Genomic DNA, 15,006 nt, shown 5'->3' with positions numbered 1-15,006 from the left:
GCATGGTGCGGGGGAACCACCCGTATTCTGTGGACATTCGGTCACCCTTTTGCCACGGACCGCCGCCGGGTGAGCCGGGCGCGCAGGGAGCGGGCGGACACATCGGTCAGCGCGGCGATCTGGTCGACGACGGCGCGCAGCCGGCCGGCGTCGTCGTCGGCCGCGGCGAAGAGGGAGCGGAACTGGGGGTCGAGGCCGTCGGGGGCGCCGGCGAGGAGGGCCTCGGCGAGCTCGGCGATGACGACGCGCTGATCGGCGCGGAGCTTCTCCTGGTCCTCGCGCTGGATGACGTAGCGGTCGGCGACGGCCTTGAGGACGGCGCACTCCAGCCGGGTGGCGCGGGGGACGACGAGCTCGGCGCGGTAGCGGGTGAGCCGGCCAGGGCCGTAGGCGGCGCGGGTGGCGCTCTCGGCGGCGAGGCAGAAGCGGCCGATGAGCTGGCTGGTGGCGTCCTTGAGGCGGGCCTGGGCGACGGCCGAGCCGTCGTAGCCGTGCGGCCACCACTCCTGTTCGAGGAGGCGGTCGAGGGCCTCGGCGAGCTCCTCGGGCCCGGCGCCGGGGGCGTAGCGGCGGGCGGCGACGGCGAAGACCTCGCGCCGCTCGGGCTCGGCGAGGAGGCAGTTCGGGTCGAGGTGGCCGGCGTGCAGGCCGTCCTCGACGTCGTGCACGGAGTAGGCGACGTCGTCGGCCCAGTCCATCACCTGGGCCTCGAAGGCGCGCCTGCCCTCGGGGGCGCCTTGCCGGAACCAGGTGAAGACGGGGAGGTCGTCCTCGTAGACGCCGAACTTCGGGGAGGTGGGGTCGGTGGGGTGGCCGCCGCGCGGCCAGGGGTACTTGGTGGCGGCGTCGAGGGCGGCCCGGGTGAGGTTGAGGCCGACGCTGACGAGCTCGGTGCCGCCGGGGCGGGTCACGAAGCGCTTGGGTTCGAGGCGGGCGAGGAGGCGGAGGGACTGGGCGTTGCCCTCGAACCCGCCGCAGGCCCGGGCGACTTCGTCGAGCGCGTGTTCGCCGTTGTGGCCGAAGGGCGGGTGGCCGAGGTCGTGGGCGAGGCAGGCGACCTCGACGAGGTCGGGGTCGCAGCCGAGCGCGGCGCCGAGCTCCCGGCCGACCTGGGCGCACTCCAGGGAATGGGTGAGCCGGGTGCGGGGGCTGGCGTCCCACGCCTGGTCGCTGACGCCGGGGGTGACGACCTGGGTCTTGCCCGCGAGGCGGCGCAGCGCGGCGGAGTGCAGGACGCGTGCCCGGTCGCGCTGGAAGGCGGTGCGCCCGGGGCGTTTGTCGGGCTCGGGCGCCCAGCGCTCCAGGTCCGAGGCGTCGTATCCGGCGAGGCCGGGCTGTTCCGGGGCGGTCCGTGCTGAGCCGTTCATACCTCCGAAGGTAACCGCAGGGTGTGACAGGAGCGACGGCGTGGGGAGTGGTGACGGACTTTCCGGCCGTCGTCGGCCGGGACCGGGAACCGGGCGGTGACCTGCGGCGTTTGATCGAAGGTAACGGGGAGGTCAAACGACATGGGTGGCATGGCGGGCAGGGCCGGAGCGGCCGGGAAGGCCGGGAGATCCGGGCTGCGGCTGCCGAGGACGCGGCGGGGCCGGCGGCGTGCGGTGTGGGCGGTGGTGGCGGGCTGTGTGCTGGCGCTGCTGCCCGTCACCTGGGTGTACGCGGCGGCGGAGCCGCGGGTGCGGGACGTGCGCAGCGTGCCGGAGGCGCCGGTCGCGATGGTGTTCGGCGCCGGGCTGTGGGAGGGCAGGCCGTCCCCCTATCTGGCGCACCGCCTGGACGCGGCGGCGGAGCTGTACCGGACGGGCAAGGTCCGGGTGGTGCTGGTCACGGGCGACAACAGCCGCGCGGAGTACGACGAGCCGGACGCGATGCGCGCGTATCTGACGGAGCGGGGGGTGCCGGACGGGCGCATCGTCAGTGACTTCGCGGGCTTCGACACCTGGGATTCCTGCACCCGGGCGGTGCGGATCTTCGGGGTGCGGAAGGCGGTGCTGGTCAGTCAGGGGTTCCACATACGGCGGGCGCTGGCGCTGTGCGGGGCGGCGGGCATCGACGCGCACGGCGTCGGGGTGGACGCGGTGCACGACGTCACCTGGTACGCGGGCGGCGCGCGGGAGGTGTTCGCCTCGGGCAAGGCGGCGCTGGACGCCCTGGTCCGGCCCGGGCCGCAGTTCCTGGGCCCGCACGAGCCGGGGGTGCAGCAGGCGCTCCAGGACGCGGCGCGGACGCGCTGACGGGCCGGGGCGCGGCGGCGGTCGCGGGGGGGGCACCCGTGCGGTGCCGAGCGGCCCGTACGGCTTCCGGGTGAGCGGGGCTACGCCATCCTGGGCCCGGAACCGCGTCCGGGGTGAGTACTTCCGGGTCCGGCGCCCCGGTCGTGCGCGGGCACACGATGCGTGGCGGGCCCGCCCACGCCGGGCCGCCGCCCCGCCCCTGACCTCGTGGGCCCGGACGCCTGTCCGGCCCGATAAATATACGGTCGAATAATTCTTTGCCGGGCGCTTCTCTTGGAGCGCCATTTACAAACTTCTGACGATTCTGAAAACGTGTCCGCCGTCACCTGGGGCCGGATTATCTGCCCTTCGTGCATCGAACGACGGTCGAGAAACATACGGGTTCCGGACGTCAGGAGAACGGATGCGCCACGGAAACGCCCTGCGGGAAGAAGTAGGCTCCCCCAGGACCACGCCCCTCATCGGTATCTACGACATGTACTCGGCCTCCATCGCGGCCCGGCACTACGACGGATTCTTCGTATCCGGGTTCGGATTCGCGGCCTCGCACTACGGTCTTCCGGACATCGGTTTCATCGCCTGGCCGGACATGGTGGCCTTCGTGGAACGCCTGCGCCCGGCCTTCCCCGCCCACCATCTGCTGGTCGACATCGACGACGGCTACGTCGATCCCGAGGTCGCCTACCATGTGGTGCGGCGGCTGGAGCGGGCCGGGGCGTCCGGCGTCGTCCTGGAGGACCAGAAGCGGCCGCGGCGGTGCGGGCACGCGGACGGCAAGCTGATCCTGCCGCTGGACGAGTACCTGCGGAAGCTCGAACTGGTGCTGGCCAGCCGGCAGGACATGCTCGTGGTGGCGCGTACGGACGCCACCGAGGAGGACGAGATCCTGCGGCGCGCGGCGGCGCTGGCGGCGAGCGGCGCGGATGTCGTGCTGGTCGACGGGGTGCGGAGCGTGGAATGGATCCGCAAGGTCCGTTCGGTCATCGGCGACACCCCTCTGCTGTTCAACCAGATCGCGGGCGGGAAATCACCGAGCCTTTCCCTGTCGGAGCTCACCGAACTGGGCGTCGATATCGCCATCTACAGCACGCCGTGTCTTTTCGCGGCGCACCACGCGATCGACTCGGCATTGACCGATCTCAAAGAAGCGGACGGCCGCCTTCCGAACGTGGCGAAGTCCGGTGGCATCGGCGTGGCGGGCTCCACGAAACTACTGGAACAGAACATCCGCAGGCACCACCCGGAACGAAAGGTGGTGACGGCGTGATCCGTGGCCCCCTGTTCGCCGCGGGTCTCACCGGCGCGGTCCTCGCGAGCGTGCTGCTCGGCGGTGAGGCGGCCGCGGCCGGCGCGGGCCGACACCCGGGCGCGCACCCGGACGGGCCGGAGGCGGAGGCCCCGCACTGCTCCGACTCCCGCCGTATCGGCTTCCTCTTCGTCGACAACTCCGGCGCCGACTCCTGGCTGGAGGTCGACCGCACGGCCAACACGGTCGCCGCCGGGAAGGGCACCGCCGGCAGCGACCACGACGGGGGCGGCGGCGCCATCGACGTCCACAACCGGGACGTCACCGGCACGGGGAACTCCCCCGCCCAGAGCCGCGAGTCCGACGACGGCGGACAGGAGTGAGGCGACGCGCGGTGGCGGGGCACGGCATAGCGGGCCCCGGCCCGGCCCGCCCGGTGACCCTGCCGAGGCGGCTGGGAAAGGCGGTCGACCCGTATGTGGCCGCCCTCCTCGGCACGGTCACCCTGGCCGCGCTGCTGCCCGCGACCGGCCGGGGCGCCACCGTCGCCGGCGGCGCGGCCGACGTCGCCATCACCCTGCTCTTCTTCCTCTACGGCGCCCGGCTCTCCACCGGCGAGGCGGTGGCGGGCCTGCGGCAGTGGCGGCTGCACCTGGCGGTGGGGGCGAGCACCTTCGTGCTCTTCCCCCTGCTGGGGCTGGCCGCCCGCGCCACCGTCCCGTTCCTGCTCACCGGCCCGCTCTGGACCGGCCTGCTCTTCCTGTGCGTCGTCCCCTCGACCGTCCAGTCCTCGATCGCCCTCACCTCCACGGCCAAGGGGAACGTGCCCGCCGCGATCTGCGCCGGCACGTACTCCAGCCTGGTCGGCATGGCCGCCACCCCGCTGCTCGCCGCCTGGCTGATCGGCTCCACCGTCAGCTTCTCGGCCGACGGGCTGCTGACCATCGCCACCCAGCTGCTCGCCCCGTTCCTCGCCGGGCAGGTGCTGCGCCGCTGGATCGGGGGGTTCGTCGGCAGGCACCGAGGGGTGCTCGGCCGACTGGACCGGCTGTCCATCCTCCTCGTCGTCTACACCGCCTTCAGCCGGGGCGTGGCCGAGGGCGTCTGGCGGCAGCTCACCCCGCTCCGGCTGCTGGCCCTGCTGTGCCTGGCGGGGGCGCTGCTGGCGCTGGCCCTGTGCACGACGGCGCTGGCCGGGCGGCGGCTGGGGTTCCGCCGCGAGGACCGCGTCACCCTGGTCTTCTGCGGCTCGAACAAGAGCCTCGCGACGGGGCTGCCGATGGCCGCGGTGCTCTTCGGCGCCTCGGCCGGACCGGTAATCCTGCCGCTGATGCTCTTCCACCAGGTGCAGCTGATGGTGTGCGCGGTGATCGCCAACAGGTGGTCAGTCGCGGCGCGGCTCACGGCCGTTGACGGCGTCGAGGTAGAGCCGGAAGATCGCGTCATCGTTGACCGGGCTGTACGAGATCCGTGAGCCCTCCTCGCCCTCGGGGCCGCCGCCGTTGACCCCGCCCAGCACACCGACCAGGTCGCCCGTTCTCGTCCGCTCGTCGAAGTGGGTGAGCCAGGGGCTGCCGGACGTACCGGAGAGGAAGCCCTCGCAGGTCATCCGCTCCTGCTTCCGGTCGTCCAGCCGCTCGGTCAGGGCGGTGCAGCGGATGGCCTGGTCGGCGGGGTCGTCGTCGGCGTCGGGATAGCCGATGACCGTGACCCGGTTGTCGTAGCCGGGCGTACGGACCAGCCGGTTGGCGCCCGTGACGCGCTCGATCTGGCGGCCCCGGCCGTCGGGCTTGACGGTGGCGAAGGCGAAGTCCAGGTCGGACCCCTCGCCGGTGTCGGAGCGCCGCGGGTCGGTGAACGCCCGCTCCACCCGCCACACCCCGTAGGGCTGTCTGTCGGCGCCCGCGCGGTAGCCCGGCACGAAGGCGGCGTCCTCGCCCACGGAGCAGTGGCCCGCGGTCGCGATGAGATTGCCCTTGGGGCTGTGCACGACGCTGGCCGTGCAGTGGTGGTCCCGCATGTCCTCACCGGCGTAGAAGAGGACGCCCACCGAGGGCACCCCCTCGAAGTGGCGTGCGCTGCCGGTGATCCGCTGGGCCTCGGGGACGGCCGCGCCGCCGCCCGCGCCGTCGGCCCCCGCCGCGGCCGGCGCCCGCTCCGGGCCCCAGAAGCGCCTGGCCTCCGCGCTGGACCAGTCACCGTCCCGGGCGTGCCCGCCGGCGCCCTTCGGCACCGCGGCGGCCAGTGTCACGACATACAGCCCCGCGAGCACGGCCCGGACCCACCGGACCCGCCACCACCGGGAAAAACCCACGTCAAACCCCACCACGTCGGAACGGTAAAGGTAATCGACAGGCTAACCACAACCACCACGAGCCAACCCTCGCCGGTCCGATCAACCGACGAGCGTCACCCGATCACCCGCCCCACTGGTCATAGCCCAGCTTGCAGACCAGCGACACCACGACCACCACCAGCACCCCCCGCACGAACCCGCTCCCCCGCTTCAGCGCCATCCGCGCGCCGAACGCGCCGCCGGTGAGGTTGCACAGGGCCATGGGCGCGGCCACCTGCCAGAGGACGGAGCCGTGCAGGGAGAACGTCACCAGCGCGCCCACGTTGGTGCAGACATTGACGATCTTGGCCGTGCCGGAGGCCGCGACCAGGTCCATATGGAGGATCCCGGCGAGGGCGATGACCAGGAACGTGCCCGTGCCCGGGCCTATGAGGCCGTCGTAGAAGCCGATGCCCAGCCCCGCGACGAGGATCGCCACCAGCACCCGGCGGCGGGTCACCGGCGCGGCGGACCCCTTGGCCGTGCCGAAGGACGGCCGCAGCAGGAGGAACGCGAGGACGGCGAGCAGCACCCCCATGATGAGCGGGCGCAGCACGGCGCTGTCGATGCCCGCCGCGAAGAAGGCGCCCGCCAGCGAGCCGCCGAGCGCGGCGACGCCGATCCGGACGGCGGTCCGCAGATCCAGCTTCGCGCCGCGGACGTAGGAGACCGCCGCCGCGGACGTGCCGCAGATGGCGACGGCCTTGTTGGTGCCGAGCACATGGGCGGCCGGCACATGGGGCAGGGCCACCAGGAGCGCGGGCAGCTGGAGCAGGCCGCCGCCGCCCACCACCGCGTCGATCCATCCGGCGGCGGCAGCGGCGAGGCAGAGCAGGAGGAGAGTCGTCAGCGATATGTCGTGGACCACTGTGAGGATCGTACGGGCTCCGCCAACTGGGGTGTGACGGAGGGACGCTGGGGTGCGGGCGGTGGCGGACGGGACGTTCCCCGGCTCCTCCGGCGCGCGCGGACCGGGTCCGGGGCGAGCCGTGGGGAACAGCGCGTGCGCGGCGCCGTTCGCCTAGGCTGTGACGGCAGGCTACTGACGCGTACGACCCGTACCGACGGCAGAGGAGCGCGGCGGACGTGAACGGCTGGACCGCGAACGACATCCCCGACCAGAGCGGCCGCACGGCCGTGGTGACCGGCGCCAACAGCGGCATCGGGTACGTCACGGCCCTGGAGCTCGCCCGGCACGGCGCGAAGGTGGTGCTGGCCTGCCGGGACGCCGCCCGGGGCAAGGCCGCCGAGGAGCGGATCCGGGCGGCGGCGCCGGGCGCGGACGTGCTGTTCGCCCCGCTGGACCTGGCGGACCTCTCCTCCGTGCGGGACTTCGCCGCGGACCTCTCCCTCGACCGGGTGGACCTGCTGGTCAACAACGCCGGGGTGATGGCGCTGCCGGAGCGCAAGACGGTCGACGGCTTCGAGATGCAGTTCGGCACCAACCACCTCGGGCACTTCGCGCTGACCGGGCTGCTGCTGCCTCGGCTGCGCGAGGCCGGCCGGGGGGCCAGGATCGTCAATCTGTCCAGCGGACTGCATGTGCTCGGCACCGTCGACCCGCGCGACCTCCACATGGAGCACCGCTACCGCCGGTGGATCGCCTACGGCCGCTCCAAGAGCGCGAACCTGCTCTTCACCCACGAGCTGGCGCGCCGGCTCGGCGCCGCGGGCTCACCGGTCGTGGCCGCCGCCGCGCACCCCGGCTACGCGTCGACGAACCTCCAGACCGCGGGCGTCCGCATGGAGGAACGGGCCCTGGCGGAGCGGGCGGTGGAGCTCCTCAACAGCGCGGTCGCGCAGAGCGCGGAGGAGGGGGCGCTGCCCGTCCTCCACGCGGCCACGGCCCCGGACGTCCGCCCGGACGACTTCTTCGGCCCCCGGCTGCTGATGTGGCGCGGCGCGCCGGCCCGGTCGTGGCGGGCGCCGTGGACGCGGGACGACCGCGCGAGCGCGGGCCTGTGGGCGGTGTCGGAGCGGATGACGGGGGTCGGTTACCTCTGACGCCCGCGCCGCGCCGTGCTCCCGGCCCGCCTTTCGGGGGGCCGGTCCCGGCAGGATCCAGCCTGTCCGGCGTTCGAGGACCGGGGAGCCCCGGGAGCGGAAGGGGCGGGTAGGGGAAAACTCCCGCCCCCGCCCTACTCCAGCCCCGCGCTCTCCAGCAGCTCCCGCGCGCCGTCCCCGTCCACCCGGTCCCCCACGGCCGCCAGCACCGGCGCCCCCTCCCGCAGCAGCCCGCTCCGCCGGGCGCGCCGCGCCCCCTCGTCCAACTGGTGCCACAGCAGCGGGTTCGCGATCAGCACCTGCGGGTCCAGCTCGACCCGGCCGCCGCCCACGTCGCGCAGCACCAGCCGCGGGGTGATCCCGTCCGACCGGCGCACCCGGGTGAGCAGGTCGGTGCGTACGCGCCGCTCCTTCAGCAGGCCGCGCGTGGCCAGCCAGCCGTCGCCGGCGGTGACCCGCTGCGGCATCAGGACGGCGAGGAAGAGCGCGCCGAGGCCGGCCCAGAAGCCGCCGCGCCAGCCGTCGAGGGAGCCCCTCGCGAGGTCGATGGAGACGAGCACGCCCGTGAGGCCCAGCCCGCACAGCCAGGCGGCCCGCGCCTCCCCGCGCCACTCCCGGTTCCGGGCGAGCACCCGCCCGGCCGTGGGCGGCGCGCCCGGCCGCCCGTACGCCGCACGCCCTTGTGTCCGTACCCGCAGGTGCTGTCGCCGTCCCATGGCCCGGACGCTAGGACCGCGACGGCGGCCGCGCGCCGGATGTTGATGCCGATCTGACGCCACGGGGCCCAACTCTGACGCCGTTCTGACGCGGAGCACATCCTTCGGCGTCAAGAACGCGTGAAGATCCCGCCAAATCGCGCCAAGGCGGCGCAAAGGCCGGCCGTCCCGCCCGGCGGGCGGGCGCAACCTGAGCTCCACGGGCCGCTCGGGGCGCGCCCACCATCACGGAGGTACGACCACATGTCCACGCTGGCCAAGACGGACGGCCTGCCCACCGGCACCGGCGAGGAGCCACCTGATACCGGGGCCGGGCACTCCGCCGACGACAGGCACCGGCTGACCGCCACCCAGGGCCTGGCGGCCCTGTCGCTGGACGCGATGGCGTCCGTGGCCTACGGGCCCGAGGCGATCGTACTGGTGCTGGCCGCGGCGGGCGCGCACGGCCTCGGATTCACCCTTCCGGTCACGCTCGCCATCGCCGCGCTGCTGGCCGTCCTCGTCGCCTCGTACCGTCAGGTCATCGCGGCCTTCCCGGACGGCGGCGGCAGCTACGCGGTCGCCAAGAAGCACCTGGGCCGGCGCACCAGCCTCTTCACGGCCGCGTCGCTGGTGCTGGACTACGTGCTGAACGTCGCGGTGTCGGTCACGGCGGGAGTCGCCGCCCTGACCTCCGCCGTCCCCTCCCTCTACGACGACCGGCTGTGGATCTGCCTGGGCGTGCTGGCCCTGGTCACCGCGGTGAACCTGCGCGGCATCGTGGACTCGGCCAAGGCGTTCATCGTGCCGACCGCCGTCTTCGTCGGCTCCATCCTGACCGTGATCGTGGTGGGGCTGTTCCGGGACGCCCCGGCCAGCACCGAGGCCGCCGCCGGTCACGCGTCGGCGCTGTCCGACAACGCCACGACCGTCGGCGCGCTGCTGCTGCTCAAGGCGTTCTCGGCCGGCTGCTCCGCGCTGACCGGCGTCGAGGCGGTGGCCAACGCGGTGCCGTCGTTCCGCGCCCCGGCCACCCGGCGGGCCCAGCGCACCGAGGTCGCGCTCGGCGCCCTGCTCGGTGTGATGCTCATCGGCCTCTCGGTCCTCATCGGCCGCTTCCACCTCCAGCCCGTCGAGGGCGTCACCGTCCTGGCCCAGCTCGCGGACGCCTCGCTCGGCCACAACTGGGCCTTCTACCTCGTACAGTTCGCGACCGTCGTGCTGCTGGCGCTGGCCGCCAACACCTCCTTCGGCGGGCTGCCCGTCCTGATGGGCCTGCTCGCCCGGGACAACTACCTGCCGCACGTCTTCGGCCTGAAGGCCGAGCGCCAGGTGCACCGGCACGGGGTGCTCGCCCTCGCCGCCGTCTCCGCGCTGCTGCTGGTGCTGTCCGGCGGTGACGTCAACACGCTGGTGCCGCTGTTCGCGATCGGGGTGTTCGTCGGGTTCACCATCTGCCAGGTGGGCATGGTCCGGCACTGGCTGCGGGAACGTTCCGCCGGCTGGCGGGGCAGGGCGCTGCTCAACGGCTTCGGCGCCGTCCTCACGGGTGTCTCGGCCGTCGTCGTCACCGCGACGAAGTTCACCGAGGGCGCCTGGCTGATCGTGCTCGCCCTCCCGCTGCTGGTGGCCGTCTTCGAGGCCGTCCACCGCGCGTACGGGCGGATCGGCGAGCGGCTGGGGCTCGGCCGGGTGCCCGAGGCACCGCGCCGCTGCCGCTCCGTGGTCGTCGTGCCCGTCTCGTCGCTGTCCCGGCTGACCAGCAAGGCGCTGACCGCCGCCGTGTCGCTGGGCGACGAGGTGGTGGCGGTGACCGTCGCACAGCCCGACGCCGAGGGCCGGCGGGCCGCCGAGTCGCTGCGCCGGGACTGGGAGCTGTGGGACCCGGGCGTCACGCTCGTCGAACTCCCGGCCGCCACCCGGGCCCTCGGCCGCCCGATCGTCGCGTATGTGCGCGAGCTCGCGGACCGGCACCCGGACGACCGGGTCACGGTCCTGATCCCGGAGGTCGAACCCGCCCGGCTGTGGCAGCGGATGCTCCAGAACCAGCGCGGCGCGGTCGTCGCCCACGCGGTGCGCCGGGACACCGACGCGGTGATCTGCCGGCTGCGGTTCCGCGTGGAGGCCCACGACTGACGGCCGTCCGGCCGCCGGGCACCGGCCCTACGACCGGCACACGGCGCTAAGCCCTCTGTCGTAATCCCCTCGCATCGTTGATCGTTGGTCCGTACGGTCCCGACGCGAGGGGAAGTGCCGACATGCCGATCAGCCGCAGACAGCTCATGGCCGGCGGGGCCGGCCTCGCCCTCACCGGCGCCCTCGGCTCCGCGTGCGGCTCGAACACCGGGCGCGGCGGCGGGGGTTCGAGCGGACCCCGCCTGTCGCAGTGGTACCACCAGTACGGGGAGGCGGGCACCCGGCAGGCGGTGGTCCGGTACGCCGCCGCCTACGAGAAGGCGGACGTCAGGATCGAGTGGCGGCCGGGCAACTACGACCAGCAGACCGCGGCCGCCCTGCTGACCTCCTCCGGTCCGGACGTCTTCGAGGTCAGCGGACCGACCCTGGACCAGATCCAGGGCGGCCAGGTCGTCGATCTCACCGACCTGATCGAGGATGTCAAGGACGACTTCAGCCAGGTCGTCCTCGCCCCCAAGACCCACGACGGCCGCGTCTGGGGCATCCCCCAGCTCGTCGACACCCAGCTGCTCTACTACCGGAAGAGCATGCTCCGGGACGCCGGGGTGCGGCCGCCCGGCAGTCTGGACGAGCTGATCGACGCCGCCCGGAAGCTCACGACGGGCAAGGTCAAGGGCCTCTTCCTGGGCAACGACGGCGGCGCGAGCGCGCTCGACGGCACCCCCTTGTACGCCGCCGGGCTCTCCCTCGTCACCGACCGCGGCGAGGTCGGCTTCGACGACCCGGCCGCCGCCCGCACCCTCGGCAAGCTGCACCGGCTGTACGCCGACAAGTCGCTGCTGCTGGGCGCCCCCACGGACTGGGCCGACCCCTCCGCGTTCCTCCAGGGGCTCACCGCGATGCAGTGGTCCGGGCTGTGGGCGCTGCCCCGGATCCGGAAGGAACTCGGTGACGACTTCGGGGTGCTGCCGTTCCCGCCGGACGGGCCGGCCGGCAGGCCCGCCGTGCCGGTCGGGGCGTGGACCGCCGCCGTCAGCGCCCGCAGCGAGCACCGCGAGGCGGCGAAGGCGTTCGTGAAGTGGCTGTGGATCGACCGCACGGACCACCAGGAGGACTTCGCGCTCTCCTACGGCTTCCACATCCCCGCCCGGAACTCGCTCGCCGCCAAGGCGGACCGGCTGGGGCAGGGCCCGGCGGCGGAGGTGGTGCGGTTCACCAAGGAGCACGGCGGTGCGGCGCAGCCCCTGCTGTGGACGCCGCCGAGCCGGACCGCCTATCAGGACGCCCTCAACCGCGTCATCAAGGGCGGCGCCGACCCCGAGGCCGAGCTGCGGGCGGCCGTCCGCAAGGCCGGGGCCGAGCTGCGCCGGGTACGGAAGCGGGCATGAGCGCGCCCGGGACCACCCGCCGGAAGAGCCCCGGCCGACGCCCCGGCGCACGCCTTGGAAGGCACCCCGGCAAGCGCCCCGGCAAGCGCCCTGGCAAGCAACGGAACCGTGCCTTCTGGTTCTGGACGTTCGTCGGCCCGTTCGTAGCGGGGCTCGCCCTGTTCACGTACGTACCGCTGGCCTGGAGTGTGTACCTCAGCCTCTTCGACGCCCACAACACCGTCTCCCCCACCGACTTCGTCGGGCTCGGCAACTACACGGCGATGCTGGGCGATCCGGCCTTCCGTTCCTCGCTGGTGACCTTCGCGGTCTTCACCGCCTTCATCGTGCCCGCCACCTACGCCCTCTCCCTCGGCCTGGCCCTGGCCGTGAACCGGCTGCGCTTCGCCCAGGCGTTCTTCCGCTCCGTCTTCTTCCTGCCGGCCGCCTGCTCGTACGTCGTCGCCGCGATGGTCTGGAAGCTGTCGGTCTTCAACGGCGTGCGCTTCGGTCTGGCCAATACCGTGCTCGGCTGGTTCGGGGCCGAGCCGGTCGCCTGGCTGGCCTCGACGGATCCGCCCTGGTACTGGCTCGTCATCGTCACCGTGCGGCTGTGGCTCCAGGCCGGCTTCTACATGGTGCTGTTCCTGGCCGGGCTCCAGCGCGTCCCGGTGCGGCTGTACGAGGCGGCGGCGCTCGACGGCGCCCGGCCCGGCTGGCAGACGTTCCGGCACATCACCTTCCCCGCGCTGCGGGCCACGTCGGTCGCCGTGGTGCTGCTGCTGGTGGTGGGCGCCTTCCAGGCGTTCGACGAGTTCTACAACCTGCTGTCGGACAGCCGCGGTTACCCGCCTTACGCCCGGCCGCCGCTGGTCTACCTCTACTACACCGCGCTCGGGCAGGGGCAGGACCTGGGCCTGGGCAGCGCGGGCGCCGTGATCCTGGCGCTGATCATCGCGGTGGTGACCGTCGTTCAGGCCCGGGTGTCCGGGCTCGGCCGCAAGGAGGAGTGAGAAGAAGTGAGAGGAGTGAGAATGCCCGCGAAGACCGGACGGACCAGCCCGGCCAGGACGACCGACGACGCCCTCGTACGTGCCGGGCGGGCCCTGCGGCTGGTGCTGCTGATCGCGCTGGGCGCGCTGTTCCTGATCCCCTTCTACCTCCTCGTCCGCAACGGCCTCGCCTCCGAGGAGGAGATCACCGCCGCCGACTGGACGTTCTTCCCTCGCCGCCCCCACTGGTCGAACGTGCGCGAGCTGTTCGCCGACCCGGACGTGCCGATGGCGCACGCGCTGCTGAACTCCTCGCTGATCGCGGTGGCCACGACCGCCGGGACCCTGCTGCTCGCCTCGCTCGCGGGGTACGGACTGGCCCGTATCCCCTACCGGCACGCGAACGCCGTCTTCTACGCGATCCTGGGCACCCTGATGGTCCCGGCGGCCGTCACCTTCGTGCCGTCCTTCGTGCTCGTCTCCTCGCTGGGCTGGGTGTCGACCCTGCGCGGGCTGATCGTGCCGACGCTGTTCAGCGCCTTCGCCTGCTTCGTCTTCCGTCAGTACTTCCTGGGCTTCCCGCGCGAGCTGGAGGACGCCGCCCAGGTCGACGGGCTCGGTTACTGGCGCACGTACTGGCGGGTGGTCGTGCCCAACTCCCGGCCGGTGTTCGCGGCGATCGGCACGATCGTCTTCATCGGCGCCTGGAACTCCTTCCTGTGGCCGCTGGTCATCGGCCAGGGCCGGAGCTCATGGACGGCGCAGGTCGCCCTGTCGACCTTCACCACCGCGCAGACGATCAACCTCCACGAGCTGTTCGTGGCGGCGACCGTCTCGATCGTCCCGCTGCTCCTGGTGTTCCTGCTGCTCCAGCGCTACATCGTGGCGGGCGTCGAGCGCTCGGGGATCGACGACTGAGCCACGGGCTGCACCCTGGTCCGGCCCTGCGGGCCGCGGTGCCCGCCGCGCAGCAGCGCCGCGCCCAGGGGGGTGAGGGTGTGCATCACGGCGCTGCCGTTGCGCAGGGTCAGCACCAGGCCGGCCTCGCGCAGCACCCCGGCGTGCTGGCTGGCGGAGGCGGCGGACACCCCGACGCGGCGGGCGAGCTCGCTGGTGGTGCAGCCGCCGCCGATCGAGCCGAGGACGGCCGAGCGGGTGTGGCCCACCAGCTTGCCCAGCGAGCGGGGGGCCGCGACCTCGGCGGGCGCGCACTCCGCCATGTGCCGGGCGGGGTAGACGAGCACGGGGGCCAGATCGGGGTTGACGTAGGTGACCGGTGTGCGCCGGCAGAAGAAGGAGGGCACGAGGAGCAGCCCCCGGCCGCCCAGGTGGATGTCCCGGTCGACGGGGTAGTCGGCCTCCAGGACCGGTGCCCGCCAGCGCATCATCGGCGGCAGGGAGGACAGCAGGGCGTCGGCGCCGCCGTCGAGGAGGGCCCGGCCGCGCACCGCGCGGTCCGCCTCTATCTGGGCCTGGATGTGGGACCAGTAGGGCGCGATGGCCGCCTCGTGGTACGCCTGGAGCGCGCCGGTCAGCTTGGCGAAGGCCCGGGAGTCGCCCTCCGCCATGGATCGTATCCAAGCCGGGAGGGTGCGGACGGTGGAGAGCCGGCCGAGCTCCTGGTGGACCCGCTCCGGGGGCGTCTCGCGCAGCGCCTGCATGCCCGAGTCGAGTCCGAGTACGCCTTCGGGCGGCGTGAGGAAGTCCGGAAAATAGCCGCGGGAGGGAACCAGCGGCGCGAGAAGCCGCGTTTCACCATTCAACCGAGCCCGGGTTTCCGACCGCCAATCACCGAAGATCGACTCGCCTTGTTTGTCCCGGAGTCGGTGCAGGCTCAATACGGATTCCCAGAGTGCGTCCGGGTCTCCGGCCAGGCGCAACCGGGCCAGATCGAGTCCCGTGAAATGGACGCGCAGCACCAAACCCCCACATGAGACATCGCAACCACCCCCCGCTCACTGAGTATGCACACCGATACGAGCTGTTACCACGCCCTT

Annotated in this window: 14 protein-coding genes; 9 read left to right on the top strand and 5 right to left on the bottom strand. The window is 73.2% G+C overall.

What is annotated here, in order from left to right:
- Nucleotides 1-41: 41 nt before the first annotated feature.
- On the bottom strand, nt 42-1,367 hold the full coding sequence (locus LUZ64_RS02185; RefSeq protein WP_095578625.1) for a deoxyguanosinetriphosphate triphosphohydrolase: 1,326 nt from the start codon (nt 1,365-1,367) through the stop codon (nt 42-44).
- 141 nt (nt 1,368-1,508) lie between these two features.
- Between LUZ64_RS02185 and LUZ64_RS02180 the strand changes: the two genes are divergently transcribed.
- From LUZ64_RS02180 to LUZ64_RS02165, 4 genes are all read left to right on the top strand, one after another.
- Complete coding sequence (locus LUZ64_RS02180) at nt 1,509-2,234, top strand: SanA/YdcF family protein (protein WP_095578624.1); 726 nt, start codon at nt 1,509-1,511, stop codon at nt 2,232-2,234.
- 403 nt (nt 2,235-2,637) lie between these two features.
- Nucleotides 2,638-3,501 (top strand): isocitrate lyase/PEP mutase family protein, encoded by an 864-nt coding sequence (locus LUZ64_RS02175; protein ID WP_095578623.1) that lies wholly within the window; start codon nt 2,638-2,640, stop codon nt 3,499-3,501.
- Nucleotides 3,498-3,863 carry a hypothetical protein gene (locus LUZ64_RS02170; RefSeq protein WP_095578622.1) on the top strand — a complete coding sequence of 122 codons (366 nt, stop codon included), beginning with the start codon at nt 3,498-3,500 and terminating at the stop codon, nt 3,861-3,863. Before LUZ64_RS02175 ends, LUZ64_RS02170 begins: the two co-directional genes overlap by 4 nt.
- A gap of 53 nt (nt 3,864-3,916) precedes the next feature.
- On the top strand, nt 3,917-4,954 hold the full coding sequence (locus tag LUZ64_RS02165) for a bile acid:sodium symporter family protein (RefSeq protein WP_232390144.1): 1,038 nt from the start codon (nt 3,917-3,919) through the stop codon (nt 4,952-4,954).
- Here the strand turns inward: LUZ64_RS02165 and LUZ64_RS02160 are convergent.
- Nucleotides 4,865-5,809, bottom strand: coding sequence for a trypsin-like serine peptidase (locus tag LUZ64_RS02160; RefSeq protein ID WP_232390121.1), 945 nt, complete (start codon nt 5,807-5,809; stop codon nt 4,865-4,867). The genes LUZ64_RS02165 and LUZ64_RS02160 overlap by 90 nt on opposite strands.
- 88 nt (nt 5,810-5,897) lie before the next feature.
- The gene (locus LUZ64_RS02155) at nt 5,898-6,683 is read right to left on the bottom strand and encodes a sulfite exporter TauE/SafE family protein (protein ID WP_095578621.1); all 786 of its coding nucleotides are present in this window, start codon (nt 6,681-6,683) and stop codon (nt 5,898-5,900) included.
- A gap of 218 nt (nt 6,684-6,901) precedes the next feature.
- Here LUZ64_RS02155 and LUZ64_RS02150 point away from each other — a divergent pair, with 218 nt between their 5' ends.
- Complete coding sequence (locus tag LUZ64_RS02150; protein WP_095578620.1) at nt 6,902-7,819, top strand: oxidoreductase; 918 nt, start codon at nt 6,902-6,904, stop codon at nt 7,817-7,819.
- 134 nt (nt 7,820-7,953) lie between these two features.
- Here LUZ64_RS02150 and LUZ64_RS02145 read toward each other — a convergent pair whose 3' ends face one another.
- Nucleotides 7,954-8,535 carry a hypothetical protein gene (locus LUZ64_RS02145; protein WP_232390122.1) on the bottom strand — a complete coding sequence of 194 codons (582 nt, stop codon included), beginning with the start codon at nt 8,533-8,535 and terminating at the stop codon, nt 7,954-7,956.
- Nucleotides 8,536-8,778: 243 nt separating this feature from the next.
- Between LUZ64_RS02145 and LUZ64_RS02140 the strand changes: the two genes are divergently transcribed.
- The 4 genes from LUZ64_RS02140 (at nt 8,779) to LUZ64_RS02125 (ending at nt 13,927) form a co-directional block, all read left to right on the top strand.
- Entirely contained in the window at nt 8,779-10,650 is a 1,872-nt protein-coding gene (locus LUZ64_RS02140) for an APC family permease (RefSeq protein ID WP_095578619.1), read from the top strand.
- Nucleotides 10,651-10,772: 122 nt separating this feature from the next.
- Complete coding sequence (locus LUZ64_RS02135) at nt 10,773-12,038, top strand: ABC transporter substrate-binding protein (RefSeq protein WP_095578618.1); 1,266 nt, start codon at nt 10,773-10,775, stop codon at nt 12,036-12,038.
- A complete protein-coding gene (locus LUZ64_RS02130; RefSeq protein ID WP_095578617.1) occupies nt 12,035-13,030 on the top strand; it encodes a carbohydrate ABC transporter permease in 996 nt (331 codons plus the stop codon). The genes LUZ64_RS02135 and LUZ64_RS02130 overlap by 4 nt, the downstream gene beginning before the upstream one ends.
- A 21-nt stretch (nt 13,031-13,051) precedes the next feature.
- Nucleotides 13,052-13,927, top strand: a complete 876-nt coding sequence (locus LUZ64_RS02125) for a carbohydrate ABC transporter permease (protein WP_095578616.1) — start codon at nt 13,052-13,054, stop codon at nt 13,925-13,927.
- Here LUZ64_RS02125 and LUZ64_RS02120 read toward each other — a convergent pair.
- Nucleotides 13,885-14,928, bottom strand: a complete 1,044-nt coding sequence (locus LUZ64_RS02120) for an ArsR/SmtB family transcription factor (protein WP_095578630.1) — start codon at nt 14,926-14,928, stop codon at nt 13,885-13,887. The genes LUZ64_RS02125 and LUZ64_RS02120 overlap by 43 nt on opposite strands.
- Between the last annotated feature and the right edge of the window lie 78 nt (nt 14,929-15,006).

The organism is Streptomyces albireticuli (assembly GCF_021228125.1).
Lineage (GTDB): Bacteria > Actinomycetota > Actinomycetes > Streptomycetales > Streptomycetaceae > Streptomyces > Streptomyces albireticuli.
The sequence above is the reverse complement of the archived record's forward strand: the minus strand, read 5'-3'. Positions and strand labels throughout refer to the sequence as shown.

What these genes read in the sequence shown, in the direction of transcription:
- LUZ64_RS02140 (WP_095578619.1), top strand. Translation starts at nt 8,779, where the DNA reads ATGTCCACGCTGGCCAAGACGGACGGCCTGCCCACCGGCACCGGCGAG.
- LUZ64_RS02185 (WP_095578625.1), bottom strand. Translation starts at nt 1,367, where the DNA reads ATGAACGGCTCAGCACGGACCGCCCCGGAACAGCCCGGCCTCGCCGGA.
- LUZ64_RS02125 (WP_095578616.1), top strand. Translation starts at nt 13,052, where the DNA reads ATGCCCGCGAAGACCGGACGGACCAGCCCGGCCAGGACGACCGACGAC.
- LUZ64_RS02145 (WP_232390122.1), bottom strand. Translation starts at nt 8,535, where the DNA reads ATGGGACGGCGACAGCACCTGCGGGTACGGACACAAGGGCGTGCGGCG.
- LUZ64_RS02175 (WP_095578623.1), top strand. Translation starts at nt 2,638, where the DNA reads ATGCGCCACGGAAACGCCCTGCGGGAAGAAGTAGGCTCCCCCAGGACC.
- LUZ64_RS02135 (WP_095578618.1), top strand. Translation starts at nt 10,773, where the DNA reads ATGCCGATCAGCCGCAGACAGCTCATGGCCGGCGGGGCCGGCCTCGCC.
- LUZ64_RS02180 (WP_095578624.1), top strand. Translation starts at nt 1,509, where the DNA reads ATGGGTGGCATGGCGGGCAGGGCCGGAGCGGCCGGGAAGGCCGGGAGA.
- LUZ64_RS02130 (WP_095578617.1), top strand. Translation starts at nt 12,035, where the DNA reads ATGAGCGCGCCCGGGACCACCCGCCGGAAGAGCCCCGGCCGACGCCCC.